Origin of the sequence: Pseudomonas sp. SWRI99 (genome assembly GCF_014270125.1) — a bacterium.
GTDB lineage: Bacteria > Pseudomonadota > Gammaproteobacteria > Pseudomonadales > Pseudomonadaceae > Aquipseudomonas > Aquipseudomonas hamedanensis.
The window spans coordinates 62,447-83,584 of sequence record NZ_JABWQR010000010.1 but is presented as its reverse complement, the minus strand read 5'-3'; the positions used below and the strand labels follow the sequence as shown (position 1 = coordinate 83,584).

At 59.8% G+C, this 21,138-nt stretch carries 19 protein-coding genes; 10 read left to right on the top strand and 9 right to left on the bottom strand.

Going from position 1 to position 21,138, the window contains the following annotated elements; all coding sequences use genetic code 11:
* Positions 1–299 precede the first annotated feature (299 nt).
* From HU743_RS10415 to HU743_RS10395, 5 genes are all read left to right on the top strand, one after another.
* On the top strand, positions 300–689 hold the full coding sequence (locus tag HU743_RS10415; RefSeq protein ID WP_186546530.1) for a hypothetical protein: 390 nt from the start codon (positions 300–302) through the stop codon (positions 687–689).
* A 179-nt stretch (positions 690–868) separates the two neighbouring features.
* Entirely contained in the window at positions 869–1,888 is a 1,020-nt protein-coding gene (locus tag HU743_RS10410; protein WP_186546532.1) for a DJ-1/PfpI family protein, read from the top strand.
* A 145-nt stretch (positions 1,889–2,033) separates the two neighbouring features.
* Complete coding sequence (locus tag HU743_RS10405) at positions 2,034–2,408, top strand: response regulator (protein ID WP_186546533.1); 375 nt, start codon at positions 2,034–2,036, stop codon at positions 2,406–2,408.
* A gap of 229 nt (positions 2,409–2,637) precedes the next feature.
* On the top strand, positions 2,638–3,840 hold the full coding sequence (locus HU743_RS10400) for an NAD(P)/FAD-dependent oxidoreductase (RefSeq protein ID WP_186648502.1): 1,203 nt from the start codon (positions 2,638–2,640) through the stop codon (positions 3,838–3,840).
* Positions 3,841–3,859: 19 nt separating this feature from the next.
* A complete protein-coding gene (locus tag HU743_RS10395) occupies positions 3,860–4,105 on the top strand; it encodes a transmembrane sensor/regulator PpyR (RefSeq protein ID WP_186546700.1) in 246 nt (81 codons plus the stop codon).
* 101 nt (positions 4,106–4,206) lie between these two features.
* Here the strand turns inward: HU743_RS10395 and HU743_RS10390 are convergent, their stop codons facing one another.
* Complete coding sequence (locus tag HU743_RS10390) at positions 4,207–9,690, bottom strand: AAA family ATPase (RefSeq protein WP_186648597.1); 5,484 nt, start codon at positions 9,688–9,690, stop codon at positions 4,207–4,209.
* Positions 9,691–9,952: 262 nt separating this feature from the next.
* Positions 9,953–10,507: a TetR/AcrR family transcriptional regulator gene (locus HU743_RS10385; RefSeq protein ID WP_186648500.1), complete on the bottom strand. Its 555-nt coding sequence runs from the start codon at positions 10,505–10,507 to the stop codon at positions 9,953–9,955.
* Between the two features lie 126 nt (positions 10,508–10,633).
* Here HU743_RS10385 and HU743_RS10380 point away from each other — a divergent pair, with 126 nt between their 5' ends.
* Both HU743_RS10380 and HU743_RS10375 read left to right on the top strand, forming a co-directional pair.
* Positions 10,634–11,254: a DJ-1/PfpI family protein gene (locus tag HU743_RS10380; protein WP_238351722.1), complete on the top strand. Its 621-nt coding sequence runs from the start codon at positions 10,634–10,636 to the stop codon at positions 11,252–11,254.
* 115 nt (positions 11,255–11,369) lie between these two features.
* Entirely contained in the window at positions 11,370–11,900 is a 531-nt protein-coding gene (locus HU743_RS10375; RefSeq protein ID WP_186648496.1) for a DUF2867 domain-containing protein, read from the top strand.
* Positions 11,901–11,951: 51 nt separating this feature from the next.
* Here HU743_RS10375 and HU743_RS10370 read toward each other — a convergent pair whose 3' ends face one another.
* A complete protein-coding gene (locus HU743_RS10370; RefSeq protein ID WP_186648494.1) occupies positions 11,952–13,181 on the bottom strand; it encodes an NADH:flavin oxidoreductase/NADH oxidase family protein in 1,230 nt (409 codons plus the stop codon).
* Positions 13,182–13,415: 234 nt separating this feature from the next.
* On the opposite strand from HU743_RS10370, the gene HU743_RS10365 reads away from it, so the two are divergent.
* Positions 13,416–14,165, top strand: coding sequence for a type 1 glutamine amidotransferase domain-containing protein (locus tag HU743_RS10365; protein WP_238351721.1), 750 nt, complete (start codon positions 13,416–13,418; stop codon positions 14,163–14,165).
* Positions 14,166–14,272: 107 nt separating this feature from the next.
* Entirely contained in the window at positions 14,273–15,199 is a 927-nt protein-coding gene (locus HU743_RS10360; RefSeq protein ID WP_186648490.1) for an acetoacetate decarboxylase (ADC), read from the top strand.
* Positions 15,200–15,215: 16 nt separating this feature from the next.
* On the opposite strand, the gene HU743_RS10355 is transcribed toward HU743_RS10360, so the two are convergent.
* Positions 15,216–15,695 (bottom strand): MerR family transcriptional regulator, encoded by a 480-nt coding sequence (locus HU743_RS10355; protein WP_186648488.1) that lies wholly within the window; start codon positions 15,693–15,695, stop codon positions 15,216–15,218.
* Positions 15,696–15,912: 217 nt separating this feature from the next.
* On the opposite strand from HU743_RS10355, the gene HU743_RS10350 reads away from it, so the two are divergent.
* Positions 15,913–16,743 (top strand): alpha/beta hydrolase, encoded by an 831-nt coding sequence (locus HU743_RS10350; protein WP_186636425.1) that lies wholly within the window; start codon positions 15,913–15,915, stop codon positions 16,741–16,743.
* Between the two features lie 94 nt (positions 16,744–16,837).
* Here the strand turns inward: HU743_RS10350 and HU743_RS10345 are convergent, their stop codons facing one another.
* From HU743_RS10345 to dctA, 5 genes are all read right to left on the bottom strand, one after another.
* Complete coding sequence (locus tag HU743_RS10345; protein ID WP_273508350.1) at positions 16,838–17,596, bottom strand: NAD(P)-binding domain-containing protein; 759 nt, start codon at positions 17,594–17,596, stop codon at positions 16,838–16,840.
* 71 nt (positions 17,597–17,667) lie between these two features.
* The gene (locus tag HU743_RS10340) at positions 17,668–18,384 is read right to left on the bottom strand and encodes a nitroreductase (protein WP_186648484.1); all 717 of its coding nucleotides are present in this window, start codon (positions 18,382–18,384) and stop codon (positions 17,668–17,670) included.
* Positions 18,385–18,415: 31 nt separating this feature from the next.
* On the bottom strand, positions 18,416–18,847 hold the full coding sequence (locus HU743_RS10335) for a MarR family transcriptional regulator (RefSeq protein WP_186648482.1): 432 nt from the start codon (positions 18,845–18,847) through the stop codon (positions 18,416–18,418).
* A 69-nt stretch (positions 18,848–18,916) separates the two neighbouring features.
* On the bottom strand, positions 18,917–19,789 hold the full coding sequence (locus HU743_RS10330) for an isocitrate lyase/phosphoenolpyruvate mutase family protein (protein WP_186648480.1): 873 nt from the start codon (positions 19,787–19,789) through the stop codon (positions 18,917–18,919).
* Between the two features lie 25 nt (positions 19,790–19,814).
* Entirely contained in the window at positions 19,815–21,122 is a 1,308-nt protein-coding gene (gene dctA, locus HU743_RS10325) for a C4-dicarboxylate transporter DctA (protein ID WP_186648478.1), read from the bottom strand.
* Positions 21,123–21,138 lie beyond the last annotated feature (16 nt).

Sequence of the window (21,138 nt, the reverse complement as noted above, 5' to 3'; positions counted from 1 at the left end):
GCGCCGCGACCACACCCGCAAAAATCATACGCGGGTATAAGAATAAAGCCTGTTTAGTGGATTGAACCGATATCGAGGCGGCGGCGAACCATACCAATGTATAAGTGCCACTCCCTGCACTCACCGCAGTGAGAAACCTGGCCGCTACGTCGGACCGTTACTGTGACTTTATACTTGAGCATAGGTCCTTAACACCTATGAACGCCCTGCCCACCCCATTGCATAAGCGCCTGAAGTTGTCAGCACTATAAAATTGCAAGTGCTGTTGAACATCACCATTTCACAGGATGGGTAAATCAATGAAACTTGCAAACTTACTGTTCAGTTGCGCCTTAATGACCGCCATCGGTGCTCAGCCATCGTTCACCTACGCCGCCGAAGTGCGCAGCGGCGGTCGCGCAGAAGGCGACCGAGACGCGTCGGCGCCATTGCTTCAAAACACGCTTCACAAGGCCCGAGAACAGAGCATCGCCGCCGACGGGTCTGATCGAACCCCGCAGAACCGGGTCGCCGAAGGGGGTGCCGATCGCCTGCACGAACGCCAACTGGCCGCCGACGGTGCGGATCATCTCAAGCAGAACCGGATTGCTGAAGGGGGCTCGGATCGCTTGCTGGAAAGACGTGTAGCGGACAACGGCAACAGCACTGCCTATCGGGCCGTGCCTGGTTTCTGCATGGCCTGTCGTTGAAGGCCCGCCCTCTCCCTGACGCTCGCTGCGTATTTGCATCGTCAGGATGAGGGCGCTCTTACCGCCGCGGCTGCGGCTGGCGCACAGGGAACTTATGACTTATAACCGTCAATCCGGCAAACCCACGCACCCGTGCCCTTGTTCGCCAGCCGTGACGACAACAGAGCCCTGACGCCGCCATGAATTCGATGCTGCCCGACACTCCCTCGCTCAACGCTCTGCGCACGCAACCGCGCACCTTGTTGTTTCTGGCGTATCCGCGAATGGGTCTGCTGGACCTGACCGGTGCACAGACTGTGTTCTGGTCTGCCTCCAAAGCCCTGGCGCTGCGCGGTCTGCCGGGATACAGCATGCACACGGCCAGTGTGCAGGGCGGATTGATCGCCACCGCCGAAGGCCTGTCGGTCCAGACCACCTCATTGAGCCAGCTCAACGATGTGAGCATTGATACGTTGCTCGTGCCCGGCGCGCCGGATATTCGTCAGGCGTTGATAGACAATCGCGCGCTGGTTGGCTGGTTGCGTCAGGCAGCGCCCAAGGCCAAGCGCGTCGCCTCGGTTTGCAGCGGTACGTTTCTGCTGGCTGAGGCCGGCTTGCTCAACGGTTTGCGGGCGACCACACACTGGGCAATGTGCGACACGCTCAAGAGCGGTTTCCCGACGGTCAATGTCGACCTCGACGCGATCTTCATCCAGCAAGGCACGCTGTGGACATCGGCAGGCGTGACCACCGGCATCGACATGGCACTGGCGCTGGTCGAAGCCGATTGCGGCCGCGACATTGCCCTGGAAGTTGCGCGTGAGCTGGTGGTATTTCTCAAACGGCCCGGCGGTCAGGCGCAATTCAGCCAGTTGCTGCAATCGCAGACCGACGACCGTGGCGGCTTCGACGACTTGCACCTGTGGCTGAGCGACAACCTCGGCGACAGCCGCCTGACAGTCGAAGCGATGGCCCGCCAGGCGCAAATGAGCACCCGCAACTTCGCCCGCGTCTACAAGCACAAGGTCGGTCGGACACCCGCGAAAGCCCTGGAACTGTTTCGCCTTGAAGCGGCGCGACGCTTGCTCGAAGACTCGCAGCGCAACATCGATCAGATCGCGCAGCTGTGCGGCTTCGGGGATGAAGACCGCATGCGCTATGCCTTCCAGCGTCACCTCTCGATCACGCCGCGCGAATACCGCAGTCGATTCTCACGCTGACGACTTGCCGCCCGCCACGGGTACTTGGTTAAAGCTCAAACGAATTTCTATACACACGTATAAGTACGCCGCCCGCGTGAGCGGCGTATCTTGCCGACATGGCGGGCGTCCTTGCTGGGCTACCCGCAAGAGCCCAGGGAAAGAAATGGCCCACACTGCTGTTGTTTCGGTTGTCGATGACGACGAGTCCGTGCGCCTGGCACTAGACAGTCTGCTGCGGTCCAACGGCTACACCGTGCAACTGTTCGCCACAGCCGAAGCGTTTCTGGCGTGCCCCGCCGCGCACAACACCCGCTGCCTGATCTCGGACATCCAGATGCCGGGTCTGTCCGGAATAGAAATGCATGACCTGCTCTGCGCTCAAGGAGCGCGCATTCCGATCATATTCATTACCGGCTACCAAGGATCTCCTCCCCAGGTCAGCGCGCAATCAACTGCACCGGTGGCCTACTTTCCCAAGCCCTTCCCCTGCGGCGAACTGCTGAAGTGCATCGACGCCATCGTCAACCGGCCCGACTGACTCGCGCCAAGGGTTGCGCCTATACCCACGTATACCCGCCTCACACTTAGGCATGTCGCCGCTGACCCTATGTAGAAGTGTCGCTCGCGTCCTTCCCCGATAGCATCATCTGCAGCGAATCGAACCGCCATGGTTGATTGCAGCCAGGACATCACACGGGGCCGCACGACGGTCCGGCGCGAACCGACAGCCCCCATAAACGATTCATTTTTTGTTCAGGAGTCATCCGATGAAACAGCACATTCTGGTTATTGGCGCAGGGTTTGGTGGCGTCTGGAGCGCCCTGGGCGCCGCCCGTCTGTTGGACCAGCATGACCGTAACGACGTGCAGATCAGCGTCCTCGCCCCCCAGGCAGAACTGCGCATCCGTCCGCGTTTCTACGAGCCGGATGTGCACACCATGACGGCGCCGCTGGGTGATCTGTTCGAGGCAGTCGGGGTGAAATTCGTCAAAGGCGTTGCGGACAGCATCGACACCGAGAACAAGCGCGTCACCTACAGCGACACCTTCGGTTCGCAGGGTACGCTGAATTACGACCGTCTGGTGCTGGCTGCCGGCAGCCGCGTTATCCGGCCAGCGCTGGAAGGCGTGATCGAACACGCTTTCGATGTCGATCAGATTGAAGAAGCCGCGCGACTGGAAGCCCATATCAAGTCGTTGAAGAATGTGCCACCGAGTGCAGCGCGCAACACCGTCGTGGTCGCCGGCGGCGGGTTTACCGGGATCGAAACCGCGACTGAAATGCCGGCCCGCTTGCGCGCTGCATTGGGCGCCGACGCCGATATTCGGGTGATCGTGGTGGATCGCGCACCGCAGATCGCTGCATCCCTGGGCGATGGCATCCGCCCTGCTATTGTCGAAGCGTCGAAAGCACTGGGCGTGGAATGGATCGCCAACGCATCGGTCGCGTCGGTCGATGCCGGTGGCGTGACCCTCGCCGATGGTCAGCGCATCGAGGCCAGCACAGTGATCTGGACCGTCGGTTTCCGTGCCAGCCCGCTCACTGAACAAGTGGCCGGAACGCGCGACCTGCAAGGCCGGCTGCATGTTGACGGCAACCTGAGAGTGCGGGGACATGACCATGTCTTCGCAGCGGGCGATACCGCCTACGCCGCGACCGACACCCTCGGCAATTACGCGGCGATGTCCTGTCAGCACGCGATCAGCCTGGGCCGTTATGCCGGCAACAACGTCGCGGCCGACTTGCTGGGTGTCGAACCGATGACCTACAGCCAGCCCAAGTACGTGACCTGCCTTGACTTGGGGGCATGGGGCGCTGTGTACACCGAGGGTTGGGATCGCCAGTTGAAACTGATCGGGCCAGAAGCGAAGGAGCTCAAGACCCAGATCAATACGGTGTGGATCTACCCGCCCGCCGCTGATCGCGCTGCCGCGCTGGCTGCCGCCGACCCATCGATTCCCGTGGCATGAGCCGTTGGCAATGATCGACGTGTACGGCTTTTTCGACAATGCGCAGCGGGTGTTGAAGCTGTCGCATGTGTTGTTGATCGGCGGGCTGGTCATGCTGATCGTCGGGATTGTCTTCGCCTATTGGCTCGACGCGCATCTGCGCCTTGCGCAATTGGTGGGCGCGCATGCACTGACGATCCTCGGGCCGACGGCAATCAAAATCGGCTACGTCATGCGCTTGTTGAGCTGTAATCGGCTGCGCCTGGCAACCGGCTCCGCTGCCTGATCCGAAAGTTTCGTCCCTGACCGGTACAGCGCTCTCCTTGTTGTGCCGGCACTTCCCAGACGCCCGCCATTGATGTTTTTGGCGGGCGTTTTTTTTGCCTGTCAGAGTGGCTCTTCAGCGGGCAGCACGAACTGCACCACGGCGCCGCAAGGCCGGTTAGCGCAAGCCCAGAGCTGGCCGCCATGCACCTCGATGGTCGAACGGCAAATCGCCAGGCCCATGCCCAGCCCACTGGGTTTGGTGGTGTAGAACGGCGTAAACAGGTGCTCGCTGGACTGTGAGCCGAAACCCGGTCCGGAGTCGCTGACACTCACCCACACCTGCCCCGCCTCGTCGCGTTGCGTGCAGATGAGTAACTCGCGAGGGCCGCCCACCGTAGCGCTCATGGCTTCCAGTGCGTTCATTATGAGGTTGAGCACGACTTGCTGCAGTTCGACCCGGTCGCCATTGACCGCCGGCAGTTCGGCTAACATGTCGACGCGGATCGCGACCGCGGCCTTTTCGGCCTGACCGCGAATGATTTCGATGACTTCACCAATCACTTCATTGAGGTTCACCGACTCCCTGGGCTGTGGCGCCTTGCGAATGAGTCCGCGGATGCGCGCCAGCACTTCGCTGCCTCGATTGGCATCTTTGACGATGCGCTCCAGACACAGGCGTACCTCCTCGACATTCGCCGGCTGCGCCGTCAACCAGCGCACGGCCGCCTGTGCACTGGCCAACGTCGAGGCCAGCGGCTGGCTGACTTCATGGGCGATCGACGCGGCGAGCTGACCCATTGTGGCTACGCGACAGGCATGCGCCAGTTCTGCCTGAATCTCGCGATAACGCTGCTCGCTGTCGTGGTGTTGTGCTTCAGCCTGCTTGCGCTCGGTCAGGTCGAGGACGAACGCCACGCCTTTTAGTTGATCGCTTTCAAGCAAAGCAAGGCCGACAAGCACCGGCAAGCGACTGCCATCCTTACGCAAATATTGCTTTTCGAACGGCGCCGCGCGGCCCGTGGCAAACGCTTGCGCGAGCGCGCGCTCACTGACAGGCAAAAATTCCGGCGGGGTCATATCCCGCCAGCGCACCCGACCGCACAGCAAATCCTCGCGCTCGTAGCCAACCATGCGCAGAAACGCATCATTGGCTTCCACCACCTCACCCTGAGCCGACCAGAACAGAATACCGATGATATCGGCGTCGACGAGCCGACGGATCTTGGCCTCACGCAGCTGGACATCGCGGTACAGACGCGCGTTGACCAACGAAATCGCAGCCTGGGAAGCGACCAGCTTGAGCGCGGCGATTCGCGAGGTGCTGAACACCCGCGTGCTCAGGTTGTTTTCCAGGTACAGCGCCCCCATCAACTGCGCCTGATGCAGCAACGGCAGGCACAGCACCGACCGTGCGCGATGTTCGCGAACGTAAGGGTCGTCGGCGAACGGCGGTTCGCTCAAAGCATCATCGAGGAACAGGTTTTCCCGGGTCCGCAGCACATGAAAGAGGATTGACTGAGGCACCATGGCGGCGCTGACCGGCCCCTCGCGCAGGGACACTTGTGTAGTGTCATCATGGACCATTGCCTCGGCCGTGATACGTTGCTCGCCTGCCTCCAGCAGAATCAGTAAACCGCGCTCCGCGCCGGCCTGTTCGAGCGCGGTGCGCATGACCATTTCGATCAATTTCTCCAGCACGATTTCACTGGACGCCGCTTGCGATACCTTCAGCACCGTGGCCAGATCAAGACGTTCGACGGGTGTGGCAATCGTACTGGTAGGACCGGGCAACGTTTTTTCCGCACGCAGAAACGCATGGCTGGCCTCCAACTGCTCAACCTTGCCGTCGGCGCCCCAGCGCTGATAGGCATAACGAGCGTCTTGCAGGTACATCCGGGCGATCCTGGTCAGGCCACGCTCCGTATAAAAGCGTGACGCCAGTTCGTTGGCCAACGCTTCGATGTGCACAAAACCGCTGGCCTGCGCCAGATGGATGGCCTGTTCATAATGCTGTTCGGCCTCCAGCGCGCGCCCTTCGAGGCGAGCCATTTCTCCCTCCAGGAGTGTGGCGTGGCTGGCGTAGTTCTGCTCGCACAGATCGGCCCATGTTCGCAGTTGTCGATAATGAGCCGCCACCCGTTCAAGTTCGGCTCTCGACTCGCCGGCAGGCGCGCTGTTGCACTGAGCGGCCAGGGTCAGGGCGCTGTAGAACGCGTATTCAGCCTCTTCGATAAACAGGTGCGAGGCATGCAACAGTTGCTGCGCGGCTTGCCCTGCCCGCGCCGCGGCTTCGTAGTCGCCAGCAAGATAACGCGCCTGCAACGTGCGAATCGAGCGCCAGCAGGCCGAGACCAGCGACGTCGCGGTGCGGCGATGCCGTTTGCTGGGCGCCGTCGATCGTCCAGGTTCCAGGCTGCCGAAAAGTCGCGTCTGGCCACGCAGCATCTGAATAAACGCCAACTGCGTTTCGATGAAGTCGACACCTACGGCGAAGCCGATTTTGCGGGCGTAAACCAAGGCCTTTTCGGCCTCTGCCTGCACATCGGCCAAGGGCTCGCCAGTGGCCAGCATATTGGATACCAGACTGTTGCCGGCAAAGGCACCTACCGGTAGATCACCGGTCCGGGTGGCAACTTCGAACACCTGACGTAGCGGCTCGACACAGGTACGCACCGGCTGCATCCAGCGCTGGGCAAACAACAGGAAAGCCAGTTGAGTGCGCGCCTGATAGCGCTCGAGTCCGCGCCGCTCCACCAGTCGACAGCCCAGCTCGGCAAATGCCTGCCCGGCCGGATAGTCGGCAAAACGTCGACCGGCAATTCGTGACACGTTGGCATAGGCCACACACGACGCATCACTATTACCGAACTCGATGCTCAGGTTGATCGCCCTGCACATCGCCAACCCCGGCAGGTTGCCGTCCATATGCAACGCCGCCACGATCAGTTTGGTCAAGGCTTCCAGCGCCGCCAGGGCAATGGCGTCCTGCATGGGTGGCAGGTCGATCAAAGATTCGATGCTGCGGCTACCCAGTTGTCGGCTTATTCGCAGGAATTCGTCGCGCACCTCCTCGTCCGAGGGATGGGGCGACCATTCGATGCCCAGATGGCGCAGAAACGCCAGACACACCGTCACCGCGTTCTGGCTCTGATCCATAATCAGGTAGAGATCGACTTGCAGGCATGCCACCTGTGTTCGTTCCTCCACTGTCACGACGCGTTCGCACAGACGCTGCAGACGGGCTTCGGCGGCCAGCAGTTGCCGGGTCAGGAATTCGCACCAGGCCCGACCAAACTCAAGGGCGAAGATCAGCCCCCGATGCCGGCCCCAACAGGTTTCGTCGAGCAGATCAGCACCCTGGGTAAAGTACCTGAGCGCCGAGGCATACGCCGTCGAGGCTCTGGCGCGCTGGCCCGCCAGCAGGTTCAATTGCGCCAGTTGCTCGCGCTCCGACTGGCGAGCCATCAGCGGCGCACCGCGATTGAGCTGCCCGACAATCTCGAAAATCGTGTCGATGCATTCGTCCTTTGGCGCCTGATCAAGGAGTAAACGGCCGATCCGCAAATGCTTTTGCGCTCGCGCGTCCGGCGCGATCAACAGATAAGCCGCCTCCTGGATACGGTCGTGGGCAAAACCGTAGGAGTGGTCCTGGCGCGTGATCAATTCGTCACGGATAGCGGGCCAAAGTACCAGGTGAACCTGCGGCGCAGGCATCGCAAGCACGCACGACAAGGTGTCGACGTCCGCAGCGTCGCCCAGACATGCCAATTGCTGCAACGCTTGCTGCGTGCGCAGTGGCAGTTGCACCAACTTGCCCACCATCAGGTCGACAATGTTGTCGGTGTAGCCTTGAGCGTGAATAAGATCGGCATCCCAGCGCCAGCGTCTGCTCTCCTGGTCGAACGTGAGCAGACTTTCATCAACGAGGGTCTTGAGAAAGCGGATGACGAAAAACGGATTGCCGGCGGTTCTGTCCAGAATCAGCTGTGCAAGTGCCGCGACATACGCCCGGTCCGCTTGCATCGCATCGACGAGCAACGTCTCGACGTGTGCAATGGCCAGCGGTGCCAGACAAATTTCATGCACTGTGCCGCCCGCGGATTTGATCGACTGCAGCCTGGATATCAAGGGGTGCGAGGCGTCGACTTCATTGCTGCGATAGGCACCGATCAGCAAAAGATGATTCATCTTCGAACGAATCAACATTTCCTCGAGCAGATTGAGCGTTGCGGCATCCAGCCACTGCAGATCGTCGAGAAACAGTGCCAGCGGATGTTCCGCTCGGGCAAACACACCGATAAATCTGCTGAACACTTTCAGAAACCGTCGTTGCGCCAGGGCGGGCTCCAGATCGGCCAGCGCCGGGGGCTCACCAATGATCAATTTCAAATCCGGAATCAGGTCCGACATCAGCCGCGCATCGGCACCGAGCGCCGCCCGCAAAGCATCGCGCCAACCCACCATTTGCGCATCGCTCTTGCTCAGCAAGGTGCGCACCAGGCTCTGGAAGGCTTGTACCAATGTTGCGTAAGGCACGTCGCGTTTGTACTGATCGAACTTGCCGCTGGCAAACAGCCCCCTTGCCGGCACCAGCGCGCGATGCAATTCGTTGACCACAGAGGATTTGCCGATCCCTGAATATCCGCAGACCAACGCCAGTTCGGGCCGTCCATTGCCGGCCATGCGTGCGAACGCATTGACGAGACTCTCGACCTCTGACTCGCGTCCGTAGAGTTTCTCGGGAATCAACAAACGGCCGAATGTGCCTCGTTCATCCAGGGGAAATGCTTCGATGTGCTGTTGCCGTTGCCAGTGCGTCAAGCAGCGGCGCAGATCCTGTTCGACCCCCATCGCGGACTGGTAACGTTCTTCCGCGGTCTTGGCCAGCAACTTCATCACGATCTGCGAAAGCACTTGCGGCACGGTGGCGACCCGCGCGCTCGGCGACAGGGGTGTCCGGGCGATATGGCAATGCACCCATTCCATGGGATCAGCGGCGCTGAACGGCAGGGATCCGGTGAGCATTTGGTAGAGCGTGACCCCAAAGGCATAGAGGTCACTGCGCGAATCGACCGAGCGATTCATCCGCCCCGTCTGCTCCGGCGCCATGTACGCCAGAGTCCCGGCCAGGGTTTCAGGCGATTGCGCGACCTGCCGTTCGCGTGGCAAGCGCGAGGCCAGGCCGAAGCCGGTCAGACGCGCGTGGCCATCGACGCAATCGACGAGAATATGCGCAGGTTTGATGTCTTTGTGGATCAGGCCGCAGCCGTGCATCCTGGCCAGCGCCTCGGCAATGCTGATCGAGGCGCGCAGAAACGTCTCGACATCCATCGGGGCGCTGAGCAATTCGGCGAGCAACACGCCGCCGGGATCTTCGAACACCAGATGCACCCGGCCATTGTCGTGCAGCAATTCCACAGGACGGATCGCCCATTGACTATCGAGTTCATCTTTCAATGAATACTCATGAGCCAGACGGTCCAGGCTTGAGCGACCAGGCTGTTCTGCCGCGGTTGACGCCACGAGAACCGCAACAGAACCATTCCCCGCCGCACGTCTGCCACGGCAGAGTACCCGCTCGGCGTCGTCCCATAGAATCTGCATGCCTTCGTTCATAGCGTTCGCAGCCATTGGTAAACGTTTGATCATCAGGCCCCGACAAGTGCCTGCCACTCGCCGACATTGCTAAACGTAGTCGAGAGAAACACAAAGAAGAAAATCGACTGAGAATCCTTGCAGTAAAACCGATGCGCGGCAATCAACCATAGGTGTTAGCGCAGGCACGCAATGCAAAGCGTAGAGGCATTTTGATCAGTGAGCCGTTATCGCATGGAGTCGTGGCAATCTATGGAACGTGGGACATGATTCAAATCCGCCACCCTGAACGCGCCGCTTCGAACAGTGACAAGGCTCGACTCAAAAAACCGTTAAAGCGCGCAGCATCCCGCCGCAGCCCTGTCTGTTGTCCCCCAATCAGGCACAGATGAGCCATCTGCCCGACCAATTCTGCTTCACCTGGCAGATGGACGAAGCGGCGGCACGTCTGAATGGCGAAGTCCAATCGCCTTGCGTCGACGCGCTGCTGAAACTCGCTGACCAACGGATCGTGCAGCGACCAGGCGCGGATGGAAATTTCCCGCCCGGGTTGTTTCTCGGCGGCGATACTCAAGTAGCGTTTCAAGGTCTCGCCCGCGCTACGGCCCTGCGCTGCATAAGCGAGCATGCGCTGCGTGTAGTCTTCTTCCCAGGCGGTCAGCAAACTGCGGACAAAGTCTTCGCGATTGCGGAAATGGTGATAGAACGATCCGCGGGTGACATTCAATCGGCGCGCCAGACTTTCGGCAGAAACGCCCATGTGCCCTACGTGATCGAGGGCCTCAAAACCCGCCGCGATCCAATGACTGCGCGTCAGTTTTTCCATCAGTCAGTGCGCTCCATGTTTAGCGCCATACAGGCTGTGTATGGCGGACAACCGATTGATACGCTGCGAACACCTGCAGAAATGGCCGTTGCGTTGTGCACGCCAGCACGTTTCATGGAGTTCGCCTTGAAGAAAATCGTTCTGGTTGCTTTCGACCAATTCACCGATATCGACCTGTTCCTGATGTGGGACATCTTAGGCCGCAACACGCAAGACTGGCACGTGCGGATATTAGCGGCCAGCGCGACCGTGCGATCAGCGCACGGCCTGCCGGTTTCAGTGCACGGTCCGCTTTGCGAGGCCAACAGTGCCGATGCGGTATTGTTCATCAGCGGCAAGGAAGGCATACCCGCGGCCCTGGTCGCCGCAGATTTCCTGCCCGCCTTTGCACTTGACCCCAGCCGCCAGCGCATCGGCGCCGTCTGCGCCGGAGCTTTCATTCTCGAGCGGCTTGGGCTGCTCAGCGGACAAGCGACGACTCACCCGCAGGCACGATCGGGTTTGCAAGCGCTGGGACTTGAGTGTCTGGATCAGCCGCTTGTCTCTCAGGGGAACGTTGCGACCGCCGGCGGCTGTCTTGCGGCACTCTATCTGGTGGGATGGCTGGTGGAATCCTGGTTCGGTGTCGACAAGCGCCGCGCAACATTGCGTCCTGTTCTGCCAGCCGGGCAGCAAGAGCTCTATGATGCACTGATCGGGCTCAGTATCCGCCAGGCAGAAATTGGCGTCTCGGCAGCATCCAGTTGATCCCTCCCCGCTCAGCGAGGCTATGGACCTCATCGATGCGTGGGCATTCGTATGCGCACGACCGCCACATCGCATGCCTTTTCATTAGCAGGTAGAAACTCAGGAGAGATACCCGATGCCCCAGGAATTTGAGCCCGTTATGGCTGTGCCAGTCCCTTCAGGGTCCAGCGTCGCCCACTTTTACACGTCAATGAATCTGGCGGACGCTTTCGCGATTCGGCTCCCTGCGGGCACCTGCGACGATGCGGATTTACTGGCCCGATTCATTCTTTCCAACCAGCCATCCTGGGTCGGATGGCTCATGCAAGTGCGAGACACCCTCGTGCGCTGTTTCGGTCTCAAGACAGCCAGGCAATTGGCAGCGCTGGCTGATCGGGTGGCTATCTTCAAGGTATACAGCACCAACCAGACTGAGATCGTATTGGGAGAGGACGACAAGCACCTCGATTTCCGGATATCCATCCTGTGTTCTGCAGAGGCAGAGCCTGACGGCAGTCGCCGACTGGTTTTTTCAACGGTGGTCCAGTGTCACAACCGTCTGGGCCGGGCTTACATTTTCGTCATTGCCCCGTTTCACCGCTTGGTTGTCAGGGCCAGCCTGCGTCGTGCCGCGCGCCTCGGCTGGCCTCTGGCGACCTCTAGCTGAATGCAAGTGTGCATGCCCGCCGACGTTCTCGGACGCGGGCAAGTCGCCAACTCAAGAACGCCTCTGAATCCAGTGCCTGTATTGCCGAGTGCGACAGGCTGCCGCGAGCTGTTGCAGAATCAGCGCACGTAACGGCGATACTTTCGGATCGGGCTGTTTATTTCGACTCAGCCTGGTCAGTTGAAACTTGACGACCGCCATGTTTGCCAGCGAAGCGATGACTTTGTTTTTCCAGGTGATCGGCGGTAATTGCGGAGCGGTATTCTTGCCCGCCAGCCAGTCACGCGGCAGGTCAGGATCAATCGCCAGCGCCGTTCCGATGCCCACCATGTCGACGCCGCTGTGCACAACCTGTTCGGCGATCGCACGTCGACGTATGCCGCCGGTGACCATAACCGGCATTGTCGCGACGGTACGGATGTCACGGGCAAACTCGACGAAATAAGCCTCGCGAGCCAGAGTTCGGCCATCACGCGCCTCGCCCTGCATGGCGGGCGCTTCGTAACTGCCGCCGGATAATTCGACCAGATCAACCCCCAGATTGTTGAGCAGCACCACCACTTGTCTGGCGTCGTCGGCGGTGAATCCGCCTCGTTGAAAATCGGCAGAGTTGAGTTTGACGGCTACCGCAAATTCTCTCGAAACCACAGCCCTGACCGCTTTGACAATCTCGATCAGCAGACGCGCGCGGTTGTCCAGCGAGCCGCCCCACTCGTCGGTTCTGCGATTGGTCAGTGGCGACAGGAACTGGCTCAGCAAATAGCCATGAGCCGCATGAATTTCCACACCGGTGAATCCGGCTTGTTCGCCCAGGCGAGCGGTGTTGGCAAAACGCTGAATCACCTCTGCGATCACGCTTGCAGTCATCACCTGAGGCGTGGCGAAACGCTTGGACAGGTTGCCCAGCTCCAGCGCCACCGCCGACGGCGCCCAGGCCTGCTGACCAAGATTGGCTTGCATCTGCCGTCCCGGGTGATTGATCTGCAACCAGAATTGCCCACCGCCGGATCGGCCAATCCGCGCCCAGCGCTTGAACTTGTCCAGTTGCCGATCGTCCTCCAGCACCACGCCACCCGGCCCGGTCATGGCACGCCCATCGACCATCACGTTGCCGGTAATAAGCAGGCCAGCCCCACCGTCGGCCCAGGCTTGATACAGGCGCATCAGTTGTGCCGAAGGCGCTTGCTCGGCGTCCGCCATGTTCTCTTCCATGGCGGCTTTGGCGATGCGGTTCTTGAGGGTCGAACCGTTGGGCAGTAGCAGCGTGTCGAACACATTCATGGGGCAGTCCTCAGTTGACGTCGGGGCAGCTTAAGATTGAAGTCAACTTTAAGGTCAATGGCTGTTTTTCCGTGGCCGTGCGCTTTCCATATCCCGGAAAAAATCTGCAATCGCAGGGATTGACCTTAAAGCGAGGTTTAAGGTGAGCATGCACGGACAGCAGGTTTTTATGGATTCCAGACGATGCTCAAAACCCTTGTTTCCTTTGCGTTGGTACTAATAGGCGGTGCTTTCATGACAGTTGCAAAGGCTGAGTCAATTGCTTCCCCGGCAGGTGCCACGGATCGCCAGATTCTGGTGATCATGACCAACCACTCGCGCTATCCCTCACGCAGCGATTCCACCGGGCTGTGGCTGACCGAGCTGACCCACTTCACCGAGACCGTGGAAGCGGCCGGCTATACCACGGTGTTTGCGAGCCCCAAAGGCGGCGCGGTGCCGCTGGACGAACGCAGCCTCGGCTGGTTGTACATGGACAAGTCGGCGCGTGAACATTTGCGGTCCCCGGCCTTTCGCGCTCGCCTGCAAAACACCCTGCCGGTCGCCGATGTCGATCCGTCCCGTTTCGGTGCCATTTATTTCACCGGGGGCCATGGGGTGATGTGGGATTTCCCCCATAACCCGGACCTGCGTCGTGTCGCCGAAACCATTTACAACCAGGGCGGTGTGGTCTCGGCCGTCTGCCATGGCGTCGCGGGCCTGCTGGACCTCAGAGATGCGCAAGGCCAATTGCTTATCAAGGGCAAAAACATCACCGGTTTCTCGGACCGCGAGGAATCGTTATCGGGAATGAAACGCCAGGTGCCGTTCTTCCTCGAGGACCGACTGGTCAGCCAGGGCGCGCGTTACCGCAAGGGCTGGCTGCCGTTCACTTCTTTTGCCATCACCGACGGGCGCCTGGTCACCGGCCAGAACCCGCAGTCGCCCAAAGCCGTGGCTGAAGCGGTACTGGCCGTACTTTCTGCCGACAACGCAACTCGCTGAACCCTCAAACCGCCCCTGGAGAAAACCGATTGAAACCGACAAGCGCCGCTTTAACCGGATTGTTGTTTTGCACCGCTGCCCACGCTGCGTTGGCGCAGACGCCTGCAATGACCAGTCCGACCGACACTCACACCATCGATATCGCCGGTCACCAGGTGCCGGTGGTCAAGGGCGGTCTGTACGACCGCTACCGCTCCAACCCGCCGCTGTCGGTGATTGCCGCCCAAGCCCCCGGCGTTGATTTGAGCTGGTTCAAAGGGCTGGCAAAGAGCAAGGTCGACATGGGCTTTGAGTCGTATTCGCCAAATTTCTACTACCAGAACAGCCGCGTCACGGCCGTCTATACGGCAGATTTGCAGCGGCTGCGGGCATTGATGCCGCCTGAAGTGCTGGCGGCCGTACAGCCGCTGCAAATCTGGCCGGGTCGCGGATTGATCGCAGTGACCGCGTACACCTACGAGCATTGCGATAACGACGCGTACAACGAGATCGCCGTGTCGATCATCACCAGTCAGCCGGGCAAGGCCAATCTGGGTCCGCTCACGCTGGTGGGCCAGTCGATGTCGCAGGACTTCTGGGGGTATGTGCTCAAACTCCCGGTCAATACCGAGCTAGCGAGGGTGCGCGGTGTGGTCGGTTACAACCTGCCGAAATGGCTCACCGGCATTGACCGCAAAGAAGATGCGCAATCGGTGGTGTATGAGATTGCCGACAGCCAGACCGGCAAGCTGGACGTGTCCTTCAAAGCGAGGAAGCTTGACGAACTGTCCCGCGATGTCGATCTGGTCACCAGCAGTTTCACCAATCTCGATCACCAAGGCCAATTAGCCTATGGCTACGCGGTTTCCCGGCAGCTGAGCCATGGCACCAGCCGCGATGCAGAGGCGGTCACACTGACATTGGGCGACGGCAGCTTGTCGAATTACCTGCGCTCGCTCGATCTGGGGAAAATGATGAAGTACGAATACGTGCCCGAGTTCCAGAGCGCGCTCTATGCGCCGAAACCGCTTGCGAGCCTGACTGACTCGCACTGAAACCGGTAAATGCCCGTCAGGCTCTGGACGCCTGGCGGGTGCTTTTCTTTCTGGACGATGTGGCGCCACGCTGAGCAGACGCAGTGCCCAGCCCCTCTTCGCGCAAACGATTGATCACCAACTGCGCATTGTCCGCACAGGCCATGCCTTCTGGCTTGTCCTCAATCCCCTTGATCACCTGCAGAAGCTGAGCCTTGTTCTCGGCCAAGCGCTTTTGCAGCACTTCGATTTCACTGACCTTGTGCTTGAGACCAGTGAGCAACTCGTCGTGCTGCCAACCCCCGGCGTTGACTGGCATTAGCTGACGGATTTCCTCAAGGGAAAATCCCGCAGCCTGCGCGCCGGTGATGATCTGCAAAACCCATTCGGTTTCCGGTGCATAGTCCCGGTAGCCGTTAGCTTTGCGCGCGACAGAGCGAATCAGGCCACTGGCCTCATAGAAGCGAATGCGTGACGGAGCCAATCCGCTGATTTTTGCCAGTTCGCCTATTCTCATCATCCACCCGAAGAAACTGTTGACCTTGAAGTTGACTTTAAACCTAAAGTCATCGGGCGGCCAAGCGGCGCTCTTGCAGGGTTTGCTTGACGTCTGGAACCCGTGGGGGCGATCCCTCTCCCGCAACAGCTTGGCGGATGGGTTGCACGTTGTTCTCAAGGGCCATGATCAGCACACGCTCCGGTCACGGCCTTCACTTCATTCAGGAGAAGCGAACATGGCGTACGTCACGACGCAAGACGGTGTTGAAATCTTTTACAAAGACTGGGGCCCACGGGATGCCGAGGTCATCTTTTTCCACCACGGATGGCCACTGAGTGCGGACGATTGGGACGCACAGATGCTGTTTTTCCTGGCGAACGGTTACCGGGTCGTCGCACACGACCGGCGGGGTCACGGCCGCTCCAGTCAGGTCTGGGACGGACACGACATGGATCACTACGCCGACGATGTGGCGGCCGTGGTCGACCACCTCGGCGCGCAAGGGGCAGTGCATGTCGGGCATTCCACTGGCGGTGGCGAGGTCGTGCATTACATCGCCCGCCACGGTGAAGACCGGGTCAAGAAGGCAGCGATCATCAGCGCCGTGCCACCGCTGATGGTGCAGACCCCGGACAATCCTGGCGGCTTGCCCAAATCCGTGTTTGACGATTTTCAAGCTCAAGTGCAGGCCAACCGCGCGCAGTTCTACCAAGACGTCCCGGCAGGCCCGTTCTACGGCTACAACCGTCCCGGTGCGACAGCCTCCGAAGGCATCATCCGCAACTGGTGGCGCCAGGGCATGATGGGCAGCGCGAAGGCGCACTATGACGGTATCGTGGCGTTCTCCCAAACCGACTTCAGCGAAGACCTCAAGCGCATCAAGATCCCCGTCCTGGTGATGCATGGCGACGATGATCAGATAGTGCCTTACGAAAATGCCGGGGTGCTGTCAGCCAAACTCCTGCAAAACGCTACGCTGAAAATCTACCCGGGCTTCCCGCATGGGATGCCCACCACCCACGCCGAAACAATCAATGCCGATCTGCTGGAGTTTGTGCGTAGCTAGCCCGACCGGGGCGGGGAAAGCCCGCCCCTTCTATCGGTAAACCATTGCGTTTGTTGCTACGGTGACCAGTCGCCGTCCCCGCCAGCCCTTGCGATCACGCCGTCATTTCGCGATTGGTGGCGACAATCTGCTCATGGGTGAACTCGCTGCCGGGCGTCATGAAACGAGTCATCAACGCATCCCGGTTCAGCGGCGATCGAGCCTTGTCCGCCGCATCGAGCGCCAGCCTCAGGGTCGGCAACGTCAGCTCGGTGCAGTACGCTGGGGTGCCGGGTTGCTGACGCCACGAGTCGTGGAGAGTGCCCGCAACCAACGCGGTAAAGCCCGTATCCGCCACAAGACTTTGCACGAGGGTCAGAGCGCCAGGATCATCCCCGGCGACCGGTAAGGCAATACGCACCGCAGCGCCGTCAGGTTGGCCCTTTTCAGCCAGCGTGGCGGCGAGCGCGGCGTTCCAGGCTTTGATGACCGGGCGGCCGATCTGCTCGCTGACCCAGACGCTCTCGGGCTTGCCGTCATCGACATCCTTGATCGCCCCGTCACGCTGCGGATAGTAATTGGAGGTGTCGATGACAACGACCGATGCAGGCACCTGACTCAGTGTCTGCTTGAGATCCGGGTATTTTGCGAAGGGGATCGAGAGAATGATGACGTCCACCCCGACCACCGCCTGCTCTTTGCTCACCGCGTGTGCGCCGATGGCGTCAGCAAGATCCTGAATACTGTGCGGGTCCTTCGAATTCGCCAGTTTGATGTGATGGCCGCACGCAGCCAGCTTGCGTGCCAGCGTCGCGCCGATGTTACCGGCGCCGATAATGCCGATGTTCATTTCACTTACCTCTTTTGGGTACAAGCAATAATTGGCTTGGCGTCGGAGCGCGGATCAGCACGCCTCCACTGATCCGGCTCAAGACGTCAGGAATCTCAAGAATGAAAGGTCACGCTGTCGCTGAGGGACACACGATCCATGTGCATGCGGTTGCCGGGAGCATGCTCGTCGGGGTAGCCAAACGAGATGCCAAACAGCATTTTCAGATCGTCAGAGATGCCTAGCGCTTCGCGAATTGTGCCGGCATGGAAACCCAGTGAGGTTTGCGGGATGCCACCCAGCCCTCGGGACGCCAGCGACAGCAGGAAAGTCTGTCCGTACATGCCGATGTCACCGGCGGTTCTGACGCTGTCGCCAAACACCGGCATGAAGAGAAAAACCGCTTGCGGCGCGTTGAAGAAAGACAGGTTCAAAGCAGCCGCGCGTTGCCGCCCTTCCTTATCTCCGCGCATTACGTTCATGGCTTCGTAATAAGCCTTGCCCTGAGCGTTCTTGCGTTCGCCATAGGGGCCGTAAAAAGCCCCCATATCGAAGGAAAAGTCCGAGGTAAACTCGCCTGCATCATTTTTTTCGTGAAGGCGTTGCGAAAGCTCTTTGAGTTTCTGACCGCGCACGATGTGCACGTCCCATGGCTGGGTGTTGCAATTGGACGGAGCGCACTGCGCATCTTTCAGCACCTCCCGGATCAGCTCATCGGGAACAGCTTTGTCCAGGAATCCACGAAAAGATCGCCGCGTACGCGCCGTCTGCTGGAACGTCAGGGTTTCATCCTTCGCGGTATCAGTGTCAAATCTCGCCAGTTGCATGGTCATGATGTCCTCTTTGGGCACGTGTACGAAACGCTCAATCGGCAGCCGGATGAGCAAGCGCATCCAGTGTCAGACGCAGCTCTTCAATCCCCTGTTCATCGAGTTGGCAGGCAGATTTGATTTTGCTGGTGATGGCTCTGATGTCCGCTTCCAACCTACGGCTTTGCGGTGTCAGGTCGATCAGCACGCGGCGCTCGTCAGCCGGATCCCGCCTACGCGTGACCAGCCCGGCAGCTTCAAGCCGTTTGAGCAACGGCGTGATGGTCCCGGCGTCCATCGCCAGGTAAGTCCCGAGTGCGCCCACAGACAATGGCGAGCCGTTCAAAAGCTGCAGGATCACCAGATACTGCGGAAAGGTTAAGCCCAGCGGCTCCAGATACGGTTTGTGCAAGCGCACCACCCGGTTGGCTGCGGCGTACAGTGAAAACGACAGCTGCGTTCCCACCTGATTCAGCTTCTCGCTCATTTCATAGCTCGCTATTGTATAGTGCACTATATATTTCATTGTAACGACTGAGGTGTCAACCCGGCCTAGTCAGTTCGAGTCGCGCCCGGACTGCAGATACTCCTTGCTCCACTCGCGGTAGGCGCCTGAAAGTGTGTATTTCGAAAGCAGTTCAGGCACCGACAGATCGCTGGCCTGCAGACCGCTTTGTTCACGCAGCGCCTCATACGTCGCCTTGAGCGTGGACAGATAAGGTGAATGCCCATTGACCACGACACGTACACCAGCGGCGCTCAGCTTGCCGACATCGCTCAACGCTGGATTGGCATAGTTGATCAGCATGATGGGCACGCGAAGATGCGAGGTGAGTGCGTGCAAATGCTCCAAATTCTGCACGCCGACAAGGCAGATCGCATCGGCGCCGGCCCGTTCATAAGCATGCGTGCGCGCGATGCAATCTTCAGTGCTGGTCACGGCTGCGTTCGTGCGGGCAATGATGCTGAGCGCCTGATCCGAACGGGCGAAGCGCGCAGCGTAAATCTTGCTGGCGGCCTCTTGCGTCGCGACCAGACCCTGCGCCGGCGCGCCGTAACGAGCCGGCAGGGGGATATCCTCCAGCGTCAGTGCGGCGACTCCGGCTTTCTGCAACTCTGTCACGGTACGCATCACATTCAGTGCATTGCCATAGCCGTGATCGGCATCGGCAATCACCGGAATCTGGCTGACCCGCCCTACCCGGCCAACCTGTTCGACATACTCATCCAGAGTGAGCAAAGCAATGTCCGGCGCGCCGAGCACTTGCAGCGACGCAACGGAGCCGCCCTGTATGGCCACCTCAAACCCCAGGTCGGCGGCCATTCGCGCCGACATGGGATCGAACACCGAAGCAGCAAACTTGCAGACGGAGCCGTTAAGCAACTCGGCAAACGCCTTGCGCAAGTCATGATGGGATCGCTCGATCATTTTTCGTTCCCCCGGCATTCGCCGATTACTTCTGCGCCAACAGGGCTTTTCTCGCCGCCTTGTCGTGCTTCATCGCCGCAATCTCACGTTCGCACGCCTCGACATCAAACGAGTTGTCCCACTTGGCAATGGCAATGGTGCCGATGCCGTTGCCGATCAGGTTGGTCACCGCTCGCGCCTCGTTGAGGAAGCGGTCGATGCCCAGCAGCAACACCAGTCCGACCAAGGGAATCGAATGGATGGTGGTCAACGTTGCCGCCAGCGTCACAAATCCCGCCCCCGCTACACCGGCCGAGCCTTTGGACGTCAACAGGAACACGCCGAGCAGAATCATCTGATCCATGAACGTCAGAGGCGTGTTGGTCGCCTGGGCGATAAAGATCGCGGCCATGGTCAGATAGATGCAGGTGCCGTCCGCATTGAACGTGTAGCCGGTGGGCAAGACCATGCCGACCACGGATTTCTTGCAGCCGAGCTTTTCCAGTTTGACCATCATTCGCGGCAGCACCGCTTCGGTCGAACAGGTGCCCAGGGTGATGAGGATTTCATCTTTGAAGTAACGCAAGAACTGCATCAGCGGCATGCCCGACCATCGCGCTACCGCGCCCAGCACCACAACAATGAAAATCAGCGTGGTGATGTACAGCGCCATCAGCAACTGCCCCAGCGACAGCAAGGTGCCGATGCCATATTTACCAATGGTGAACGCCATACCGGCACCGGCACCCAGCGGCGCCAGACGCATGACCATCGCGACGATCTTGAACAAGCCTTGCAGGAACAGGTCGATGGTATTGATCAGCGGCTTGCTGGTTTCGCCCATTTGCACCAGAGCAACCCCCATCAACACAGACAGCAGAATCACCTGCAGCATGACGCCATTGGAGAACGCACCGAGAAAGGTATGCGGAATGATATTGAGGAAGAACTCGACGAGGCCGCCCTGCTCGCTCGCCGCCTGACTGTATTTGTTGACAGCGCTGCCATCGAGGGTGCCGGCGTTGATATTCATGCCGGCGCCAGGCTTGACCACGTTGACCACAATCAGGCCGACCACCAGGGCGATGGTGGAAAGAATCTCGAAGTAGATCAGCGCTTTCACACCGATCCGTCCGACCTCCTTGATGTTGCCCATCTTGGCGATACCAACTACCACCGTGCCGAAAATAATCGGCGCCAGGAGCATTTTGATCAGCTTGATGAAACCGTCGGCAAACGGCTGCAGTTTGGCGCCGATATCCGGCACGAAGTAACCAATGGCGGCACCGATCACGATACCGATCAGCACCTGCACATAGAGCTGGCTGTACCAGCGCGATTTTGAAGTTTCCACGAGAGCACCTCATTTT

Bases quoted from the DNA above. Each gene is read 5' to 3' on its own strand.
- HU743_RS10400 (WP_186648502.1), top strand. From the start codon at position 2,638: ATGAAACAGCACATTCTGGTTATTGGCGCAGGGTTTGGTGGCGTCTGG.
- HU743_RS10355 (WP_186648488.1), bottom strand. From the start codon at position 15,695: ATGAGAATAGGCGAACTGGCAAAAATCAGCGGATTGGCTCCGTCACGC.
- HU743_RS10385 (WP_186648500.1), bottom strand. From the start codon at position 10,507: ATGGAAAAACTGACGCGCAGTCATTGGATCGCGGCGGGTTTTGAGGCC.
- HU743_RS10330 (WP_186648480.1), bottom strand. From the start codon at position 19,789: ATGATCGAGCGATCCCATCATGACTTGCGCAAGGCGTTTGCCGAGTTG.
- HU743_RS10370 (WP_186648494.1), bottom strand. From the start codon at position 13,181: ATGAATGTGTTCGACACGCTGCTACTGCCCAACGGTTCGACCCTCAAG.
- HU743_RS10365 (WP_238351721.1), top strand. From the start codon at position 13,416: ATGACAGTTGCAAAGGCTGAGTCAATTGCTTCCCCGGCAGGTGCCACG.
- HU743_RS10405 (WP_186546533.1), top strand. From the start codon at position 2,034: ATGGCCCACACTGCTGTTGTTTCGGTTGTCGATGACGACGAGTCCGTG.
- HU743_RS10375 (WP_186648496.1), top strand. From the start codon at position 11,370: ATGCCCCAGGAATTTGAGCCCGTTATGGCTGTGCCAGTCCCTTCAGGG.
- HU743_RS10350 (WP_186636425.1), top strand. From the start codon at position 15,913: ATGGCGTACGTCACGACGCAAGACGGTGTTGAAATCTTTTACAAAGAC.
- HU743_RS10335 (WP_186648482.1), bottom strand. From the start codon at position 18,847: ATGAGCGAGAAGCTGAATCAGGTGGGAACGCAGCTGTCGTTTTCACTG.
- HU743_RS10410 (WP_186546532.1), top strand. From the start codon at position 869: ATGAATTCGATGCTGCCCGACACTCCCTCGCTCAACGCTCTGCGCACG.
- HU743_RS10415 (WP_186546530.1), top strand. From the start codon at position 300: ATGAAACTTGCAAACTTACTGTTCAGTTGCGCCTTAATGACCGCCATC.
- HU743_RS10340 (WP_186648484.1), bottom strand. From the start codon at position 18,384: ATGACCATGCAACTGGCGAGATTTGACACTGATACCGCGAAGGATGAA.
- HU743_RS10360 (WP_186648490.1), top strand. From the start codon at position 14,273: ATGACCAGTCCGACCGACACTCACACCATCGATATCGCCGGTCACCAG.
- HU743_RS10390 (WP_186648597.1), bottom strand. From the start codon at position 9,690: ATGCAGATTCTATGGGACGACGCCGAGCGGGTACTCTGCCGTGGCAGA.